Raw genomic sequence first — 17,399 nt, 5'->3', positions numbered from 1 at the left:
TTCACCTCTCTTCCATTGATGAACGTTTAAGCTGGATAAAGGAATCTATCATAATGACAGGATAAATTGTCATTAATCCAATAACTGTACTTGCCATATGAAAATGCTCGGGATATTTATAGGCGACAGCCGCAGCAAGAATCGCATTGCACCACCGCGCTGCGCTCCCAAGGGATCGTATGGACTTGCCTTTCGCAACGGCCCTGTCAAAAGCATTCATTCTTCTGACGAGCAGTAAAAAATTAAACAAACTGAAAACAGTTCCCAGAATAAGGCCTAAAAAAACGGTTTTATACGCTGTTAAACCATAACCCAGTACATACGCTGCCAAAATGAACAATAGATATTTTCGTTGTCTGCTAAATTGTAGCTTGGGATCGTCCATCAACTATCTGTCTCCTGATGAAAAATAATATATTTCTTGGATACGGCAAAATCAGCGGTTAACCCTAGTAGAAGACCTTTTTTGTCCGGCAAAACGGGCCTGTTCGAAAAAATCATTCATCCGCAAGCCTTGCAGGGATGCTGTTTCATTCGCTTGAATAAATCCTCATAAAACGGGTTTTCTGGGAGGATTTACATTGGGGATGAGGACTATAATGAAAGCTATGAAAACCTTCTCATAATACCCTCGTTTAGCATACAATAGCCCCTAACATGTGTCAATCTGTTTAAAGTTAAAAAACTTTTTATACTGTAAGCCTCCACAGAATGTTCACATTTTCACCTATAATTGTATAGAGATTCACCGAATAGCAAATAACTGGATAATAAAAAAGAAAACCCGTTGGCGGGTTTTCTTTTTTATTTTGTTCCGAACATCCGGTCTCCTGCGTCTCCAAGACCCGGAACGATATAACCTTTTTCATTTAATTTTTCATCAAGTGCCGCTATGTAAATATCCACGTCAGAATGATGCTTCTGCAATTCTTCCACACCTTCAGGCGCAGCTACGAGACACATGAAACGGATGTTTTTCGCACCGCGTTTTTTCAGGCTGTTAATCGCTTCAACCGCGGAACCGCCTGTGGCCAGCATCGGGTCAACCACGATGAATTCACGCTCTTCCACATCAGAAGGAAGCTTCACATAGTATTCCACGGGTTTTAAGGTTTCAGGATCACGGTACAGACCGACATGTCCCACTTTTGCCGCAGGGATCAGTTTCAAGATGCCTTCAACCATTCCTAAACCTGCTCTGAGAATAGGAACAACCCCGAGTTTTTTCCCTGAGATGACTTTCGATTTCGCAGTCTGAACCGGTGTGTTGATATCCACTTCCTCTAGAGGGAGATCACGGGTAATTTCAAACGCCATAAGCGTGGCTACTTCGTCTACAAGCTCTCTAAAATCCTTCGTGCCTGTCTCTACATTCCGAATATATGTCAGCTTGTGCTGAATTAAAGGATGATCAAATACATAAACCTTTCCCATACTGTGTTTCAGCTCCTTTTTTATTGTCCCATCGACAATTTCACACTTCTATTGATTCTACAAAAAAAGACATTGAGTTTCAAGGACATCGTCAAAAAACCCGCCGGGCATAAGCCCGAGCGGGTTTTTCAAACTTAGTAATCTAATTCTTTATATAGAGGGAACTTGCCAGTCAGAGCAGCTACGCGCTGTCTTGCTTCTTCAAGTTTTCCTTCATCTTCGTGATTTTTCAATGCAAGCGCAATGATGGCACCGACTTCATCCAATGCCTCTCCGTCAAAACCGCGGCTTGTCACAGCAGCTGTTCCGAGACGGATACCGCTTGTTACGAACGGTTTTTCAGGATCGTATGGAATCGCGTTTTTGTTTGATGTAATCCCGATTTCATCAAGCACATGCTCTGCAACCTTACCTGTCAGTCCGAGAGAACGAAGATCAACCAGGATGAGGTGGTTGTCAGTTCCGCCGGAAACGAGCTGAATGCCCTCTTTTGTTAATGATTCTGCAAGACGCTTCGCGTTTGAAATCACGTTTTGTGCGTATGTTTTGAAATCATCGCGCAATACTTCGCCGAATGAAACAGCTTTTGCGGCAATTACGTGCATCAGCGGTCCGCCTTGAATGCCAGGGAAGATGGACTTATCAATTTTCTTGCCGAACTCTTCACGGCAAAGGATCATACCGCCGCGAGGTCCGCGAAGTGTTTTATGTGTCGTTGTTGTAACGAAATCAGCGTAAGGAACCGGGTTTGGATGAAGGCCTGCCGCAACAAGTCCTGCGATATGCGCCATATCCACCATAAAGTAAGCGCCGACTTCATCAGCAATTTCACGGAATTTCTTAAAGTCGATTGTACGAGGATACGCACTTGCTCCTGCCACGATTAGCTTAGGCTTGTGAGCGAGGGCTTTTTCACGAACGTCATCGTAATCAATATGTTGAGTTTCTTTATCTACGCCGTACTCAACAAAGTTATATTGAACACCGCTGAAGTTAACTGGACTTCCGTGTGTTAAATGACCGCCGTGGGAGAGGTTCATCCCAAGTACAGTATCGCCTTGTTCCAAAATCGTGAAATAGACAGCCATGTTTGCTTGTGCGCCTGAATGAGGCTGAACGTTTACATGCTCCGCTCCAAAGATTTCCTTCGCGCGGTCACGAGCGATATCTTCAACGACATCGACGTGCTCACATCCGCCATAATAGCGTTTGCCAGGATATCCTTCAGCGTATTTGTTTGTTAAAACAGAACCTTGTGCTTCCATAACCGCTTCACTTACAAAGTTTTCAGAAGCAATCAATTCGATCTTAGTCTGTTGGCGTTCACGCTCATTTTTAATGGCGTTAAACACCTGTTCGTCTTGCGCAGGTAAATGTTTCATCAGCGAGATCCTCTCCTATCCGTATCCTGTTCTTTGTTTTTACCACCACTATTGTACATGGTTTTTTAGGCCGATGTAAAAGATTATTTTCAAAAAAACGAAAATTTTATTGGCAAAAACGAATATTTATAACTTGAATTTAATTTAAAGTTCGGAATTTATTTCAGCAGCGAAAATTAAAGAAAAGACTGGCCCATGCAGTCCTTTCTCATTCACACTCATAAACTGCCCGCATTCCGCCGATCAGCTTTGGCCGTGTGCGCGCCAATGTCACATGGGCAGCACCGAGACTGTTCTGAGAAATGCGTACAGGAACAGCAACCGGCTTTAAGTGCATGCCGATAAACGTATCGCCTATATCTATTCCGGCATCTGCCTGAATGGTTTCTACCAGAACAGGAGACTTCATTTGCTTAAACGCATAAGAAGCCATCGCCCCGCCCGCTTTTGGAACAGGTACAGCGGAAACGGCCGGAAGCCTGAACAGCTCGGCCGTTTCTTCCTCCACTACAAGCGCTCTGTTTAGATGCTCGCAGCATTGAAACGCCAGATGGATTCCCGTTTTTTCCTTCAGCTCTGCAAGTCCGCTGTAGATGCTTTCCGCGATGTCTGTACTGCCCGATGTGCCGATATGGCTGCCAGCCACTTCGCTTGTGCTGCAACCAAGGACAAAGAGCTGATTTTCTTTCAATCCCGCTTTGTCCTGAAACTCTGACAGCATCGTCTTCCACGTTTGTGTGATTTCACTCATTGAGCAGCACCCCTACAGGTTTTTCTCTTCATAGTCCGAGATTTTTCCGATGCGGGTTTGATGTCTTCCGCCAGTAAATTCAGTGGTCAGCCAGATTTTCGCAATTTCACGTGCCAAACCGGGTCCAATCACCCGCTCGCCCATCGCGAGGATATTAGTATCGTTATGTTCTCTCGTCGCCTTTGCACTAAATGTATCATGTGCCAGCGCACAGCGGATGCCTTTGACTTTATTTGCGGAAATGCTCATGCCAATGCCTGTCCCGCAAATTAAAATGCCTCTGTCCACTTCACCGTTTACTACTTTCTCGGCCACCGGAAAAGCATAGTCCGGATAATCGACAGATCCGCTGCCGCAGTCACAGCCCATATCAACATATTCAATTTGCAATTCGTCCATTAGATCTTTGATTTCGTTTCGAATGTGAACGCCGCCATGATCCGATGCTATGGCTACTTTCATCAGCTTATCCTCCCAGCGTGTGTGATGCGGCCCGCCCGCTTTGTTGACCGCGCAGCCTGTCCGCTCATTGATTCACACCATATCGATGTGCTTTTCACTATATTCTACTCCTTCACGCAGGATTTGCAAATGACCTGTCTGCAGATTCTCTGACAAGTTATTTGCCGTCATTTTTCAATCGTTCTGCCAGCTGCTGAAGAAGCTCTTCAAGCTCATCTCTCGTTTTTTTGTAGATCTCAATAGAGCCGCCAAACGGGTCTATAATATCGCCCCGGCTGCCTGTCACATATTCTTTTAGCGTAAACACTTTATCACGATAACGTTCGAATTGGCTGACGATAACCTGTTTGTGCTGGTGGGTCATTGCCAGAACCAAATCTGCCGATTCCATATGTGCTTCAGTTAATGGCGAAGAAACATGATTAAGGGCAATGCGCTTTTCAAAAAGCGCTTCAACCGCGTGAGGCGACGCTTTCCCGTTAGGTGAGGCAAATACGCCTGCCGAGCGGACGCTGACATCCAGCCCTTCCGCTTCTGCAATTGATTTAAAAAGCGCCTCAGCCATTGGACTGCGGCACGTATTTCCAGTACAGACAAAAATGATGTTCATGTCAGTCACCCCTTATTTTTTCTATTATATATGAAGAAAAAAGAAACGGCGACATCGTTTCTTTTCTTGGTATATTAAATTGGCAAAAGCAGCTTAAGGCCAAATACGATTAATATGGTCCCCCCGAGCGCTTCACTGTATGAGCCGAGCCAGGACTGCACTTGCTTTCCGATCAGCAGGCCCAGCCAAGTCAAAATCATGCTGAAAAGCCCAAACAGGGTAATGGTGAGAAGCGGATGCGAGCCGTATATTCCAAGGCTCAGACCGACGGAGAAACTATCGAGGCTGACGCCGACTGCAAATAACAATAAGCCAGGCCCAGCCGGTGACATCAAACGTTCTTCTGACTGTTTAAAAGATGCGATCACCATTTGAACACCGAGAACAAACAGCAGCGAACCCCCGATATATACGGCTACCATGCCGAGGAGCCCTGACAGCATATTTCCCGCCGCCATCCCTCCGAGAGGCATGATGACGTGAAAGAGACCGATAATGAATCCAATATAGATTATCTGCTTTTTTCTGAGTTTGACCATGCCCATTCCGAGGCCGACAGAAAAAGCATCCATACCTAAAGCAAACGCCATGATGCTTAAGGTAATCAGTTCGCCTATAAACATATCCGACATCACATGCATAACCCCCTTGGACACGCCCGCTTTTTTAGCCTATGCGTGTCCAAAAGGGGTTAGAACTTCTGACTGTGTCAGCGGATCATTCTTCCTCCGGCTGCTTTCATCAGCCTGTTCATAATAGCAAGTCCGACGCCTGTGTCAGGAAACGATTCTGCAATAATAAAATCAACCTTTTCTTCATCAAAACTGCGCAATGCATCATAAAGGGCTGCCGCTACTGTTTCAAGCTGATCTCTTCTGCCGCAGCTCTTCACATAGTCAGCCGAATAAAAATCCGCATTTTCTTCTGTCGTCAGGACGCCGACCCGTTTTCCGCCCTGCTGATATTCTTGAATAAGCGTTTGAATGCGCTCAGGGCTTCCTTCAGAAATAACAAGCGGCGCTGACGGCGCGTAATGTGTATATTTCATTCCCGGAGAAATCGGCTTCTCTTTTGGATCAGCAAGCCCTTTATCCACAAGAATCGGGCCGATTTCGGCTTCTATTTGTTCTTTTGTAATGCCGCCCGGACGAAGGAGCACAGGGATTTCTCCTGCACATGAAAGTACGGTTGATTCGACACCGATCCCCGTAGATCCCCCATCCATCATTCCAGCTATGCGGCCATCCAAGTCGTGAGCCACGTGTTCAGCCTTTGTCGGACTTGGTTTGCCCGATAAATTAGCACTCGGCGCTGCAATCGGGAGACCCGCGGCACGGATGAGTGCCAGAGCCAGCGGATGATCAGGCATTCTGACGGCCACTGTATCCAGCCCAGCCGTTACACGGGGTGACAGCGCACCAGGTTTACAAGGTAAAATCAGTGTAAGCGCCCCTGGCCAAAAGCGCTTCATTAATATTTTCGCCTTGTCTGGCGCCGGGCCTGTTAAACCGTCAAGCTGGCTGATATCCGCAATGTGGACAATCAGTGGATTATCACTCGGCCGCCCTTTCGCCTCATATATTTTTTTGACAGCATCTGTGCTTTTCGCATTTGCGCCGAGACCATATACCGTTTCTGTCGGAAACGCCACAACCTCATTTTCCCGGAGCAAAGCGGCTGCTTGTGCAATTTGTGGATCATTTGTGGATAACTCGTCCATTACATCCACAAACCATCTTTTCGTTTTCATTTCTGACCAAACTCCTTATTCACAACAATAAAACGATCGTTTTACGCGTGTAATCCTTTTGAAAGTATAAAAGATGTCCTGTAATAAAACAAGCGTTATCCACAAATTGTGGACAACGCATATAAAGAAGTGGATAAGTTTGTGTATAAATCTCACTTATCCGGATGCTTTTTTCATTAAGACGGCCCCTTCCGCTTGCCTCGATTCACAGAAGTGATCCGAGGCAAACAGCTCTTCCGGCACACTCTCTGCCCGTTCAAAGCCCATGGCCCCCAGGAAATCAGCCGAAGAATGCTGATTGGCTACCAAGTATACCGTTTTAATCTCATGCTTTTCACAAAGCACCTCCATGCTTTGAAAGAGCGATACAATATGACCTTGGTGAAGCTTGTCCGATATCACAAGTGAGCGAAGCAGGGCTTGATCGCAGCTGATTTTTTCGATCCCCAGACAGCCGGCTATGTTTTTCTCGCTGTCCTCCAGCATCAGAAACTGGGTGAACCCTTCCTTTACGCCCTCATGATTCGTTTTGGCCTGTTTTAAAAATTCCTCAAGTATGTCTCCGTCCTTTTCCCTTGCCACCCGCAGTTGATAAAACATTCGTTCACCCCATTTACAGCGTTCTTTCTTCCAATCTATGAGGCAAATCTATTTTTAGACCTGGCGATTAAGAAAAAAGATCGGAAAACCATTCTACGACGAAGAATTTCACTTCTGTATTATCTTCTTTCTCTTTCTCATCTTCTTTTTTAGCTTTCTCCGCTTTGGCTGTTAAGTCCTCAAGCGCTTTTTCCGTTTGTTTTTTTGATGCTTCTTGATCTTCTTGTTCTTTTACGGCTTCCCCATTCGAAAAATCAAGAAAGCAGAGCGGCGGGAATAACACGCACCACCAATTGGCGCCTTCACCGTTCCCAAGCGTAATCAGAATGGCTTCGTATTCTCCAGCAGGATATACCATGCTGCCATAAAGTTTTGTCGGAAATGAGATTTTGTCAAAATCAACAGATATTGATTGACTGGCACCTTCTTTTTCCATGGTTTCTTTTGCAATTTCCTTGATCTCAGGCAGCTTTGAGCGGATCAAACGCCGCGCTTCTTCAATAGAAGTAATATCCTTGACCCATGTTGTGATTTCTTTATTGACGGCGTCTCTGATATGACGCTTTAATGCTTGGTCCTCGTCACGATCGCTGTTTGCCAATATTCTCAGGCGAATCGCCTCGTCCGGAATGACAACCGGCTCATTTTCAGATTGCTGTGCCGTCTCTTCTTTCGCCAATCCTACGAGTGCCCCAGATAATAAAAGAAACATATATATACAAATGATAACTGTTTTTTTCATCGGTCCCCACCGTTCCTCTCCGTGCTTTGTATCTAGCCCTATTATGGACAAGGAACGTATGGAGTAAACCTGCAGCGGCAAAAAAATCTAGCAAGCTTTTAATCTAATTTATGGTACGATAGTGTTTTAGGAGGTTTAAAATGAAATATAATTACACAGTGCTGCTGTCAGCGTTCACGATGTCAGTTCTTTATTCGATTATTTACATTCATTCCTTTATTATAGCTGCTCTCGTAACGATGGCCTTTTATTTCTTATTTCCTTATTTACTATTCGCGCTGCCGCTTCAGATCATGATGAATAAAAAGCCGAAACGGTTCAGCCCTTTGTACTTGCTGTATTATCTTGCCGCGGCGTTTATCGCCAACGCGATCATCTTTGGCGTGCTGCAGCCTTCCGGGCAATCCCTGCTTCAAAATACAGCTTTTTACATCTTCGCTGTATTAACAGCTGTTGTCTACTGGATATGGGATTCTGTTTTGCTGCAAAAAAAGGAAGCCTCCTAAGGGCTTCCTTTTTCATTAGATCAAAACGGTCAATAGATAACATAGAATAGAAGGTATGGCAGCAACAAAGAAAGCAGCTGATATTTTCAACCGGGCTGTCCGGCCTTCTTTGGTTTCTGAATGGTAATTCGCCCGCTGGTCGCTTCCGCTTACAGCTAAACCCGATGTCACAATGGCAAGCCCGATCAAAACAAGAGACGCAATGCCGAAAATGAATTCATAAGAAATGGCTTGCGCAAAAATAGAACCCACCATACTTTCAATGGCAATAAGTAAAATTCCTGCTGTCAGGGCCTTTTTCATCTTTTACATCCCCTTTGCTGGTGTTAAAACAGCTTGCTGGTCCCGTTCTTATCTCAACTCACCAGCAAGCTGCTTATTTATTCTTATGAATTACCGCGCATATGGTTCTGTCTTTTCCGTTAATATCCTTCAGGACTTCAACTTCCGCATCCTTAAACGCATGCTGAATCAGCTCTTTTACAGCTGCGCCCTGCTTCCACCCGATTTCAAAGACGACAAGCGCGGTATTCTTCATGACCAGCGGAATGGCTTCCATAAACCGCTTATAAAATTTCAGCCCGTCTCCGCCGTCAGTGAGGGCATGCAAAGGTTCATGGAAACGGACAATCTCAGATAAATCGGCCATTTCTTCTTCAGAAATATAAGGAGGGTTTGAGACGATAATATCTGCTTTTTTTCCAGCCTTAATAAAGGGCTCAAGCAGGTCGCCTTGAAGAAAATGCACCTCCGCTCCGAGCTTTTCCGCGTTGGCTGAAGCAACGTCCAGCGCCTCTTTGGAGATATCAATCGCTGAAACAGAAAAGTTTTTGTTTTCCAGTGCAAGCGTGACGGCTATTGCGCCGCTGCCGGTGCCGACATCTACCACTTCGAGCTGTTCTCCTTCAGAAAAGACACTTCTATATTTCTCAAGAAGATGGCAGACAACCTCTTCCGTTTCCGGACGCGGGATCAGCACATCATCATTCACCATAAATTCCCGCCCGTAAAAAAACTCTATTCCGATAATGTACTGAACCGGTACGCCTTCTTTGTGCATATCGACGTGGCGTTTAAAGCGATACAGCTCATCTTCACCGATCGGTTCCTGCAGGCTGGCGAGCAGCTTGCTTCTATCCATTCCGGTATCATAAAGCAAAAGCAGCTCAGCTGCATTTTCTTCTCTTCCCGCTTCCGTTAAATAAGAAGAAGCCCATTTCAGGGCTTCAAATATCGTCTTCATCTTAACTATCCGCCTGCTGAAGCTTGCTTGCCTGATCTTCTACAATCAGTGTTTCAACCACTTCGTCAAGTTTTCCTTCAAGAATCTGATCAAGCTTTTGAATGGTCAGGCCGATTCTGTGATCCGTCACACGGTTTTGCGGGAAGTTGTATGTGCGGATACGCTCAGAGCGGTCACCTGATCCGACAGCCGATTTCCGTGTTTGATCATATTCAGCCTGTGCTTCCTGCTGAAATTTATCATAGATTCTGGCACGGAGAACCTTCATTGCTTTTTCTTTGTTTTTGATTTGAGATTTTTCATCCTGGCATGATACGACAACGCCTGTCGGCAAATGCGTCAGACGAACGGCAGACATTGTCGTGTTCACGCTTTGTCCGCCCGGTCCGCTTGAAGCAAACGTATCAACACGGATATCCTTCTCATGAATGTCAACCTCTACCTCTTCGGCCTCAGGAAGACATGCTACTGTTGCAGTAGAAGTATGGATACGGCCGCCTGATTCTGTTTCCGGAACACGCTGAACACGGTGAGCGCCGTTTTCATATTTGAGTTTAGAATATGCGCCGCTGCCCGTAATCATAAAGATGATCTCTTTGTAGCCGCCCGTTCCGGTTACACTTGCTTCCATGACCTCGGTTTTCCAGCCTTGAAGCTCGGCATAGCGGGAATACATTCTGTACAGGTTGCCTGCAAATAAAGCGGCTTCCTCTCCGCCTGCAGCTCCGCGGATCTCCATGATAACGTTTTTATCATCATTAGGATCTTTCGGGATCAGGAGCACCTTCAGACGTTCTGACAGTGTTTCCGTTTCCTTCTGGAGTTCAGAAATCTCTTCCTTCACCATGTCGCGCATCTCAGCATCAAGCTTATCCTCAAGCATCGCTTTTGCATCAGCCAGCTGTTCTGACGCATCTCTGTATTGTCTATATACGTCAACTGTTTCTTGTATATCAGATTGCTCTTTCGAATATTCTCTAAGCTTTTTCGGATCGTTGACAACTTCTGGATCGCTTAAAAGCTCATTTAATTTTTCATATCGTTCTTCGATTGACTTTAAACGGTCTAACACGGTCTTCACCTCTGTTTTCCTGTGCGTAACATTCTCATTATAGTATAGGGACTATCGCCAGTCAAAAGCATTTCAATCCCAGTTAAAAAAGCCTCCTCTGCTATACTGAAAAAGAGGAGGGATCGTATTGCTTACATCCATACATCATATTGCAATCATATGCTCAGATTATGAAAAGTCGAAAGCTTTCTACGTACATAAGCTCGGTTTTCAGGTGATACAAGAAACATACCGAGAAGAGCGCGACTCCTACAAGCTGGATTTGTCGCTTAACGGCTCGTACGTCATTGAGCTGTTTTCGTTCCCTGATCCGCCCGCACGTCAAACCCGTCCTGAAGGTGCAGGGCTCCGTCATATTGCCTTTACGGTCAGCAGCTTAGAACAGGCTGTTCAGGAGCTTTACGAAAAAGGAATCGAGACAGAGCCGATCAGGACAGATCCGCTGACAGGCAAGCGGTTCACCTTCTTTTTTGATCCCGATCAGCTTCCGTTAGAGCTGTATGAGCAATAACGGTTTTTGAAGAAAAAAGGGAGATGCCCACTTTCTTTGCCGAATCTTTTCTTGTTTTGTCTAATAGGAAGGGAACCGCTCCCCATGGTCGAATACCTAGCTAAAAAGGAGGTATGGGATCATGAATACAAATATGGTAGCAAGTGAACTCGGCGTCTCCGCAAAAACAGTGCAGCGGTGGGTGAAGCAGCTGAACCTTCCGGCTGAACGTAACGAGCTCGGACACTATTCGTTTACGGCTGAAGATGTGCAAGTCCTGAAATCTGTTCAAAAACAAATTTCTGAAGGCACGGCGCTTCAGGATATCAATGTGCCGCAAAGCAATAAGAAGCGCACAGGCTTCCTTGTCCAAAAAACAAACAGTGACACAGAGAAAAGAATCGAACAGCTCGAACAAAAACTTGACACCTTATTACAGCAAAAACAGGACGAAAACGGGCTGCTGGCAAGAATTGAGGAACTGGAACGCCAGCTTAAACAAAAAGCCGATGAAGGCGTATCCTATCAGCTTCTGCAGCACAGAAGAGAAATTGATGACATTCTTGCTGATCTGCAATCACTGACCTCACATATGAAAGAATTCACCGCTCAGCCGACCCCTGAGACTGCTGCTTCTTCCGAAAAAATAAAAACAAGAAAAAAACCGCTGCTGTCACTGTTTAAATTTCAAACGTAAAGTAAAAAAGCTCCCCTTAAAGGGAGCTTTTTTGATTACGCAGTAAGCGCAATAATAATTGGAAGTGAAATCAATGACAGAATCGCACTGATCACAAACGCAGTCGCAGTTTCTTCCTCTTGTTTCTCGAAACGAGTCGCAATCATGGCTGCAACGGCAGAACCAGGGAATGCAACAAGAAGGATCGCTTTTGTTGTTTGATCAGCTGGAAGTCCGACTGCAAGAGCAATCAGGAACATTAACGCAGGCTGAACTGCAACTTTTAGTAACGCAATACCGATAGCCGGCAGACTGAGTTTAATTTTACGAATACCAACGGTAACACCGACAGCAAAGAGAGCAACACCCGATGTTGTGCTTCCAAGCTGATCAAGCATTTTAACACCCAGCTCAGGAAGAGTGAAATTGAAAACCAGCACTAAGATCATACTGATTAACGGAGCAGCTGCAAGCGGCTCACAAAGACCATGCAGGATTGATTTCCCTGTCATCTTCCAGAAACTGTCGCCGCTCTCTTCGTTTTTCTTAGAAGACTCACCCACTGTAGCAACAATGATCGCAAGCGGATCAAGAATCGCATTAACAACGATACCTGTTACAGCGATCGGAATCGCAACCTCTTGCGCACCGAACAAGCTTCCCAATACAGGAATACCCATAAATGCGAATGTCGGCTGTGCAGAGTTCAAAGAAAATACGGATGAGTTCGTTAAATCATACTTAAAGACAAATCTGCAAACCAATAGAATGATGATATAGAAACCAACAATCCCGATAAGTAAAGAAACCATTAAAGGAACTTGTGATAAAAATTCACTTCTGGAAGTTGTCAAAATACCAGCGATAAAGTGAGCTGGAAGTGCGTATTTCGTTACTAACGTACTTACCCCTTTTGCTGACTTGGCATCATAACTTCCGAAATGTCCTGCAAACCAACCCAGCACGATAACAAAGAAGATCGGTGCCAGGAGGATTAAGATATCTAAGATGCTCAAAATATTCTCCTCCAAATCCTATGTCCGTATACTTTAGCTTTATTCAAAGCTTTCCCTCGGACAGAAAAATTACACGCTCAATTATTTTGCGATGACTTTTTTGTATTCAGGTGTCCACATTGCATCAAGAACAGCTTGTTTTACATCTTCAGGCTGACGATTTGCTACGCCGTCTTTGATCGCTGCTTCAGCTACAGCAATGGCAACTTGAATAGATACTTCTTGAAGCTTGTCGATGCTTGGAAGCAATCCAGCTCCAGGTGTTTCAAAATCAACCATTTCAGCAATCGCATCAGCTGTTGCAGCAAACATAGCAGGCGTAATAACACGCGCTTCAGCTACGATTGAACCAAGGCCAAGACCAGGGAATGCGAATGCGTTGTTAGATTGTCCGATTTCATAAGAAACGCCATTGTACTCGACATTGTCAAATGGGCTTCCTGTTGCTACAAGCACTTTTCCGTCAGTCCATTTGAACAGATCTTCAGGAACAGCTTCTGCAAGGTGAGTCGGGTTAGACATCGGCATGATCACCGGACGGTCTACGTGAGATGCCATCTCTTTCACAATTTCCTCTGTGAACGCTCCTGAAACCCCTGAAGTACCGATTAAGATCGTTGGTTTTGCTTGGCGAACCACTTCATCGAATGAAATTTGGCCTTTTTCATCACGTTTCCAGTCTTTCACTTCTGCTGCACTGCGAAGGTAAGGTTTTTGGAAATCAAGGATGCCTTCCATATCGTCTGTTAACAGGCCTCTGTAATCAAGTGTGAAGAACGCTTTGTTTGCTTCTTCTTCAGATAATCCAGCAAGCACCATTGTGTCACGGATTTGGTCAGCAATACCGATACCAGCTGAACCTGCACCGAAGACAACTACACGCTGATCTTTAATAGATGCGCCTGTTTTCTTCATAGCAGCAAGCACACCAGCAAGTGTAATTGCGCCTGTACCTTGAATATCATCGTTGAATGTCAGGATTTCGTTGTTGTATTTTTTCATGATATTGCGCGCGTTTTTGTTACCAAAGTCTTCCCAGTGAAGAAGCGCTTTAGGGAAGAATTTAAGCGCAGCTTTTACATACGCATCAACGAATTCTTCGTAACGTTCATCAGAGATACGTTCATGGTGGTTACCAATGTATAAAGGATCATTTAAAAGTTTTTCGTTGTTTGTACCGACATCAAGCACTACAGGAATAACACGGCTAGGGTCAATACCAGCTGCAGCAGTGTAAACAGCCAATTTACCGATAGCGATATTAATACCGCCTACTCCCCAGTCACCGATACCAAGGATACTTTCAGAGTCAGTTGCAACGATAAGATCAATATCGCCTGCTGTCGCATGAAGGTTTTCAAAAGCCTTTTCAATACCGTCAATGTTGTCGATTGACAAGTAGATACCTTGAGGTCTTCTGTATTCATGGCTGTATTCTTGAATTGCTTCACCAACTGTTGGTGTGTACACAACAGGAAGCATTTCACGAAGGTGATTTTGCAGCAATTTATAGAAAAGAACTTCATTGCGGTTAGCAAGATCATTTAAGTAAACATTTTGACGAAGGCGGTCTGGCTGAGCTTTAAATTGCTCGTATGCGCGTTTTGCTTGTTGATCAAGAGAAAGTACAGTTGGCGGAAGAAGTCCTTCTAAGCCAAGTTCTTGTCTTTCTTCTAATGTAAAAGCAACACCTTTATTTAAAGTAGGAATAGATAAAACTTCTTTTCCTCTTAATGTTGTTTCTAAATGGCCTTCCTTAGTTTTTTTAATGTTATTCAAGCAAATCTCCTTCTTTCTTGAAATAGTTAACCAAGTTAAGTAATAACTCATCTAAAAATAACCGATCATGATCTTTATGCGACTTTGTGACAATTATTCGAACAATGTCTCAAAACTATTTACATTACGTTAGTTATTTTATGCCTGTCAAAATCAAAATTCAAGGGAAGAAAATTACTTAATTTTTTAATACACTTAATTAAATTTTTTAATTGATTGTTATCAGAATATATAAAAAAACACCAGCTTTTCGGCCGGTGCTTTCTATCTTTTTACCCATGTTTTGTATTAGTTTTTAGATTTTCCCGGGACTTCGTGATGATGTCTGCATCTTGCTTCATAGGATTCGGACGCACCCACCAGAATGACCGGATCATCATAAGAAGCCGGCTTTCCGTCAATGAGCCGCTGTGTTCTGCTTGCCGGTGATCCGCAGACGGAACAGACGGCCTGCAGCTTCGTCACACTTTCAGCGATGGCCATAATATCCGGCACAACGCCGAACGGCTCTCCTCTGAAATCCATATCAAGGCCCGCTGCGATCACACGGTAGCCTTTATCGGCAAGAGACGATAAAACACCAATGATTGACCGATCGAAGAATTGAACCTCGTCCACTGCAATCACATCCGTGCTCTCACTGATATGATTCCAAATGTCCTCAGCCGAAGAAATGGCATAGCTCGTCATAGATGTTCCATTATGGGAAACAACAGCATCCTCGCTGTATCGATTGTCAATCACAGGTTTAAAGACCCTGACCTCCTGCTTGGCATAAGTTGCTCTCTTTACTCTTCTGATCAGCTCTTCAGATTTTCCCGAGAACATGCTGCCGCAAATCAGCTCCAGCCACCCGCTTTGCTTCATTATGTACATTGGCTCTGCTCCCCTCTCTCTGCCAGCTGTGTTTTTGACAATATAAAAAACAGGCAAGAAGTGCTTCTTGCCTGTTGAGAAATCTATTATTACTTAAGACCGTATTTTTTATTAAAGCGATCAACACGACCATCAGCAGAAGCGAATTTTTGACGGCCAGTGTAGAATGGGTGGCATTCAGAGCAAATCTCAACGCGTACCTCTTCTTTTACTGAGCCTGTTTCAAATTCATTTCCGCAAGCGCATTTAACTGTTGCTTTTTTGAAATTAGGATGAATTCCTGCTTTCATTGTATCCATCTCCTTCCGCCCTGAATCCCGTGTGGAAACAGAGTTATTATTTCGGAGCATTGTCCGAAACGCATATAAGAAAATTATATCAGTGATTTACTTCTTTTGCAAATAGATTTTATCGTCTGGCTGATGATAGATTTGCCTGTTTCCATTCTTGATTGAGAATATCGAAAAATTCCTGGTTTGTTTTGGTCTTTTTCATTTTTCTCATGAATTTTTCCGCGAAATCAGGCGAATCTGACATCGTTTTGCGGATAGACCATAAACGGTCAAGATGCTCTTTAGGCACAAGCAGCTCTTCCTTACGCGTTCCAGAACGGCGAATATCGATGGCAGGGAAGATGCGGCGTTCTGCCAGAGAGCGGTCAAGATGAAGCTCCATGTTGCCCGTTCCTTTGAATTCTTCATAGATTACATCATCCATACGGGATCCTGTATCAACAAGAGCAGTGGCGAGGATCGTTAAGCTTCCGCCCTCTTCGATATTTCTCGCCGCCCCGAAGAAACGCTTCGGACGGTGGAACGCTGCCGGGTCAATCCCTCCGGAAAGTGTTCTTCCGCTCGGCGGAATCACTAAGTTGTAGGCGCGGGCCAGACGTGTGATACTGTCCATCAGGATAATGACGTCTTTCTTATGTTCAACGAGGCGCATAGCGCGTTCAAGCACAAGCTCGGCTACTTTGATATGGTTTTCCGGCACTTCATCAAACGTTGAGCTGACGACATCCCCAGCAACAGAACGCTCAATGTCTGTAACCTCTTCCGGTCTTTCGTCGATCAACAGCACAATCAGCTCTGCTTCAGGCTGGTTCGCTGTAATGCTGTTGGCGATTTCCTTCAGCAGCATCGTTTTCCCGGCTTTCGGCGGCGCAACAATCAAACCGCGCTGGCCAAAGCCTACCGGCGCCATCATGTCCATAATTCTTGTAGACAAGAAATTCGGTTTTGTCTCGAGCACCATATGGCGGTCTGGATAAAGCGGAGTAAGGGCTGGGAAGTGAACACGCTCTTTTGCCGATTCCGGATCATCTCCATTTACCGCTTCAACGTGCAAAAGTCCATAATAGCGCTCGTTTTCTTTTGGCGGGCGAACCTTGCCTGATACTTTGTCTCCGTTCCGTAAATCGAAACGGCGGATTTGTGAAGCTGAGATGTAAATGTCTTCAGAGCTTGGAGAATAGTTGATCGGTCTCAGGAAGCCAAATCCCTCTGATTGGATGATCTCAAGAACACCTTCCATAAACAGAAGATCTTCCTGCTCTGCATTCGCTTTCAGAATGGCGAAAATCAGCTCTTTTTTTGTCAGTTTGCTGTAGTAGGAGATTTTATAATGTCTTGCAAGTTCATATAGCTCTTTCAATTTCATATTTTCCAAAGAGGAAATAGATACGTCTTTCATAAAAAACACCACGCTTTTCATAGTCAATATCTTACTTTACACATGTAATCTGCTGCTTTTGCACAACATCCGCCAAAGCACATTCTTTTTTTAACATAAAGGAACTTCTATCGGTAACACTTCCACCCATGATCGGCGCTTTTGTTAAAAGGATTGTCTTAATGAGTTTTGAAGGAAGCGAGGACAAAAACATGAGAAGATCAATACTTATATCGTCTGTATGCGGTAGAAATTGAAACTTTCCTAGTGCTTAAAAGAAGGAATTACGCAGTTAAAAATCGCAGCACTCTTTATTTTTACCTTATTTCAAACAATTAT

At 44.5% G+C, this 17,399-nt stretch carries 22 protein-coding genes; 3 read left to right on the top strand and 19 right to left on the bottom strand.

The window, feature by feature from the left end; genetic code table 11:
• Position 1: 1 nt before the first annotated feature.
• The 10 genes from atpI to spoIIR all read right to left on the bottom strand — a co-directional run bounded on the left by atpI (position 2) and on the right by spoIIR (position 7,731).
• Positions 2 to 385, bottom strand: a complete 384-nt coding sequence (atpI, locus tag KXD37_RS08075; RefSeq protein ID WP_010332235.1) for an ATP synthase subunit I — start codon at positions 383 to 385, stop codon at positions 2 to 4.
• A 419-nt stretch (positions 386 to 804) separates the two neighbouring features.
• The gene (gene upp / locus KXD37_RS08070) at positions 805 to 1,434 is read right to left on the bottom strand and encodes a uracil phosphoribosyltransferase (protein ID WP_003235778.1); all 630 of its coding nucleotides are present in this window, start codon (positions 1,432 to 1,434) and stop codon (positions 805 to 807) included.
• A 134-nt stretch (positions 1,435 to 1,568) separates the two neighbouring features.
• On the bottom strand, positions 1,569 to 2,816 hold the full coding sequence (gene glyA, locus KXD37_RS08065) for a serine hydroxymethyltransferase (RefSeq protein WP_044159736.1): 1,248 nt from the start codon (positions 2,814 to 2,816) through the stop codon (positions 1,569 to 1,571).
• A 208-nt stretch (positions 2,817 to 3,024) separates the two neighbouring features.
• A complete protein-coding gene (locus KXD37_RS08060; protein ID WP_024123168.1) occupies positions 3,025 to 3,567 on the bottom strand; it encodes a TIGR01440 family protein in 543 nt (180 codons plus the stop codon).
• Between the two features lie 12 nt (positions 3,568 to 3,579).
• Complete coding sequence (gene rpiB, locus KXD37_RS08055; protein WP_024123169.1) at positions 3,580 to 4,029, bottom strand: ribose 5-phosphate isomerase B; 450 nt, start codon at positions 4,027 to 4,029, stop codon at positions 3,580 to 3,582.
• A 157-nt stretch (positions 4,030 to 4,186) separates the two neighbouring features.
• Positions 4,187 to 4,639, bottom strand: a complete 453-nt coding sequence (locus tag KXD37_RS08050; RefSeq protein ID WP_024123170.1) for a low molecular weight protein arginine phosphatase — start codon at positions 4,637 to 4,639, stop codon at positions 4,187 to 4,189.
• A gap of 74 nt (positions 4,640 to 4,713) precedes the next feature.
• Entirely contained in the window at positions 4,714 to 5,271 is a 558-nt protein-coding gene (locus tag KXD37_RS08045; protein WP_101864878.1) for a manganese efflux pump MntP family protein, read from the bottom strand.
• Between the two features lie 77 nt (positions 5,272 to 5,348).
• Positions 5,349 to 6,389, bottom strand: a complete 1,041-nt coding sequence (locus tag KXD37_RS08040; RefSeq protein ID WP_255002108.1) for an L-threonylcarbamoyladenylate synthase — start codon at positions 6,387 to 6,389, stop codon at positions 5,349 to 5,351.
• Between the two features lie 156 nt (positions 6,390 to 6,545).
• Positions 6,546 to 6,989, bottom strand: a complete 444-nt coding sequence (locus KXD37_RS08035; protein WP_024123174.1) for a hypothetical protein — start codon at positions 6,987 to 6,989, stop codon at positions 6,546 to 6,548.
• 67 nt (positions 6,990 to 7,056) lie between these two features.
• The gene (gene spoIIR, locus KXD37_RS08030) at positions 7,057 to 7,731 is read right to left on the bottom strand and encodes a stage II sporulation protein R (RefSeq protein WP_106019716.1); all 675 of its coding nucleotides are present in this window, start codon (positions 7,729 to 7,731) and stop codon (positions 7,057 to 7,059) included.
• Between the two features lie 140 nt (positions 7,732 to 7,871).
• Here spoIIR and KXD37_RS08025 point away from each other — a divergent pair, with 140 nt between their 5' ends.
• Positions 7,872 to 8,237 (top strand): UPF0715 family protein, encoded by a 366-nt coding sequence (locus tag KXD37_RS08025; RefSeq protein ID WP_044159746.1) that lies wholly within the window; start codon positions 7,872 to 7,874, stop codon positions 8,235 to 8,237.
• 15 nt (positions 8,238 to 8,252) lie between these two features.
• Here the strand turns inward: KXD37_RS08025 and KXD37_RS08020 are convergent, their stop codons facing one another.
• The 3 genes from KXD37_RS08020 to prfA form a co-directional block, all read right to left on the bottom strand.
• On the bottom strand, positions 8,253 to 8,540 hold the full coding sequence (locus KXD37_RS08020) for a DUF5316 family protein (protein ID WP_024123177.1): 288 nt from the start codon (positions 8,538 to 8,540) through the stop codon (positions 8,253 to 8,255).
• 73 nt (positions 8,541 to 8,613) lie between these two features.
• Positions 8,614 to 9,480 (bottom strand): peptide chain release factor N(5)-glutamine methyltransferase, encoded by an 867-nt coding sequence (gene prmC, locus KXD37_RS08015; protein WP_127696389.1) that lies wholly within the window; start codon positions 9,478 to 9,480, stop codon positions 8,614 to 8,616.
• 1 nt (position 9,481) lies between these two features.
• On the bottom strand, positions 9,482 to 10,552 hold the full coding sequence (gene prfA, locus KXD37_RS08010) for a peptide chain release factor 1 (RefSeq protein WP_024123179.1): 1,071 nt from the start codon (positions 10,550 to 10,552) through the stop codon (positions 9,482 to 9,484).
• Positions 10,553 to 10,673: 121 nt separating this feature from the next.
• Between prfA and KXD37_RS08005 the strand changes: the two genes are divergently transcribed.
• Positions 10,674 to 11,063: a VOC family protein gene (locus KXD37_RS08005; RefSeq protein WP_188323826.1), complete on the top strand. Its 390-nt coding sequence runs from the start codon at positions 10,674 to 10,676 to the stop codon at positions 11,061 to 11,063.
• Positions 11,064 to 11,184: 121 nt separating this feature from the next.
• The gene (gene racA / locus KXD37_RS08000) at positions 11,185 to 11,739 is read left to right on the top strand and encodes a chromosome-anchoring protein RacA (RefSeq protein ID WP_095712809.1); all 555 of its coding nucleotides are present in this window, start codon (positions 11,185 to 11,187) and stop codon (positions 11,737 to 11,739) included.
• Between the two features lie 35 nt (positions 11,740 to 11,774).
• Here racA and KXD37_RS07995 read toward each other — a convergent pair whose 3' ends face one another.
• The 6 genes from KXD37_RS07995 to KXD37_RS07970 form a co-directional block, all read right to left on the bottom strand.
• Positions 11,775 to 12,734, bottom strand: a complete 960-nt coding sequence (locus KXD37_RS07995) for an AEC family transporter (protein WP_024123182.1) — start codon at positions 12,732 to 12,734, stop codon at positions 11,775 to 11,777.
• 81 nt (positions 12,735 to 12,815) lie between these two features.
• Positions 12,816 to 14,513, bottom strand: coding sequence for an oxaloacetate-decarboxylating malate dehydrogenase (malS, locus tag KXD37_RS07990; RefSeq protein ID WP_024123183.1), 1,698 nt, complete (start codon positions 14,511 to 14,513; stop codon positions 12,816 to 12,818).
• Between the two features lie 288 nt (positions 14,514 to 14,801).
• Positions 14,802 to 15,389, bottom strand: a complete 588-nt coding sequence (locus KXD37_RS07985; protein WP_024123184.1) for a thymidine kinase — start codon at positions 15,387 to 15,389, stop codon at positions 14,802 to 14,804.
• A gap of 89 nt (positions 15,390 to 15,478) precedes the next feature.
• Positions 15,479 to 15,679 (bottom strand): 50S ribosomal protein L31, encoded by a 201-nt coding sequence (gene rpmE / locus KXD37_RS07980; protein WP_003151132.1) that lies wholly within the window; start codon positions 15,677 to 15,679, stop codon positions 15,479 to 15,481.
• A gap of 118 nt (positions 15,680 to 15,797) precedes the next feature.
• Positions 15,798 to 17,081, bottom strand: a complete 1,284-nt coding sequence (gene rho / locus KXD37_RS07975) for a transcription termination factor Rho (protein WP_010332253.1) — start codon at positions 17,079 to 17,081, stop codon at positions 15,798 to 15,800.
• A gap of 31 nt (positions 17,082 to 17,112) precedes the next feature.
• On the bottom strand, positions 17,113 to 17,274 hold the full coding sequence (locus KXD37_RS07970; protein ID WP_032731180.1) for a hypothetical protein: 162 nt from the start codon (positions 17,272 to 17,274) through the stop codon (positions 17,113 to 17,115).
• Positions 17,275 to 17,399 lie beyond the last annotated feature (125 nt).

The sequence above is a fragment of the Bacillus sp. XT-2 genome (assembly GCF_025696525.1).
GTDB classification, from domain to species: domain Bacteria; phylum Bacillota; class Bacilli; order Bacillales; family Bacillaceae; genus Bacillus; species Bacillus halotolerans.
Note: the sequence above shows the minus strand (reverse complement) of the source record. Positions and strands in the feature narration are given on the sequence as shown.

Coding starts and splice junctions, on each gene's coding strand:
- atpI (WP_010332235.1), bottom strand. CDS start 385: ATGGACGATCCCAAGCTACAATTTAGCAGACAACGAAAATATCTATTG.
- upp (WP_003235778.1), bottom strand. CDS start 1,434: ATGGGAAAGGTTTATGTATTTGATCATCCTTTAATTCAGCACAAGCTG.
- glyA (WP_044159736.1), bottom strand. CDS start 2,816: ATGAAACATTTACCTGCGCAAGACGAACAGGTGTTTAACGCCATTAAA.
- KXD37_RS08060 (WP_024123168.1), bottom strand. CDS start 3,567: ATGAGTGAAATCACACAAACGTGGAAGACGATGCTGTCAGAGTTTCAG.
- rpiB (WP_024123169.1), bottom strand. CDS start 4,029: ATGAAAGTAGCCATAGCATCGGATCATGGCGGCGTTCACATTCGAAAC.
- KXD37_RS08050 (WP_024123170.1), bottom strand. CDS start 4,639: ATGAACATCATTTTTGTCTGTACTGGAAATACGTGCCGCAGTCCAATG.
- KXD37_RS08045 (WP_101864878.1), bottom strand. CDS start 5,271: ATGTCGGATATGTTTATAGGCGAACTGATTACCTTAAGCATCATGGCG.
- KXD37_RS08040 (WP_255002108.1), bottom strand. CDS start 6,389: ATGAAAACGAAAAGATGGTTTGTGGATGTAATGGACGAGTTATCCACA.
- KXD37_RS08035 (WP_024123174.1), bottom strand. CDS start 6,989: ATGTTTTATCAACTGCGGGTGGCAAGGGAAAAGGACGGAGACATACTT.
- spoIIR (WP_106019716.1), bottom strand. CDS start 7,731: ATGAAAAAAACAGTTATCATTTGTATATATATGTTTCTTTTATTATCT.
- KXD37_RS08025 (WP_044159746.1), top strand. CDS start 7,872: ATGAAATATAATTACACAGTGCTGCTGTCAGCGTTCACGATGTCAGTT.
- KXD37_RS08020 (WP_024123177.1), bottom strand. CDS start 8,540: ATGAAAAAGGCCCTGACAGCAGGAATTTTACTTATTGCCATTGAAAGT.
- prmC (WP_127696389.1), bottom strand. CDS start 9,480: ATGAAGACGATATTTGAAGCCCTGAAATGGGCTTCTTCTTATTTAACG.
- racA (WP_095712809.1), top strand. CDS start 11,185: ATGAATACAAATATGGTAGCAAGTGAACTCGGCGTCTCCGCAAAAACA.
- KXD37_RS07985 (WP_024123184.1), bottom strand. CDS start 15,389: ATGTACATAATGAAGCAAAGCGGGTGGCTGGAGCTGATTTGCGGCAGC.
- rpmE (WP_003151132.1), bottom strand. CDS start 15,679: ATGAAAGCAGGAATTCATCCTAATTTCAAAAAAGCAACAGTTAAATGC.
- rho (WP_010332253.1), bottom strand. CDS start 17,081: ATGAAAGACGTATCTATTTCCTCTTTGGAAAATATGAAATTGAAAGAG.
- KXD37_RS07970 (WP_032731180.1), bottom strand. CDS start 17,274: ATGTTTTTGTCCTCGCTTCCTTCAAAACTCATTAAGACAATCCTTTTA.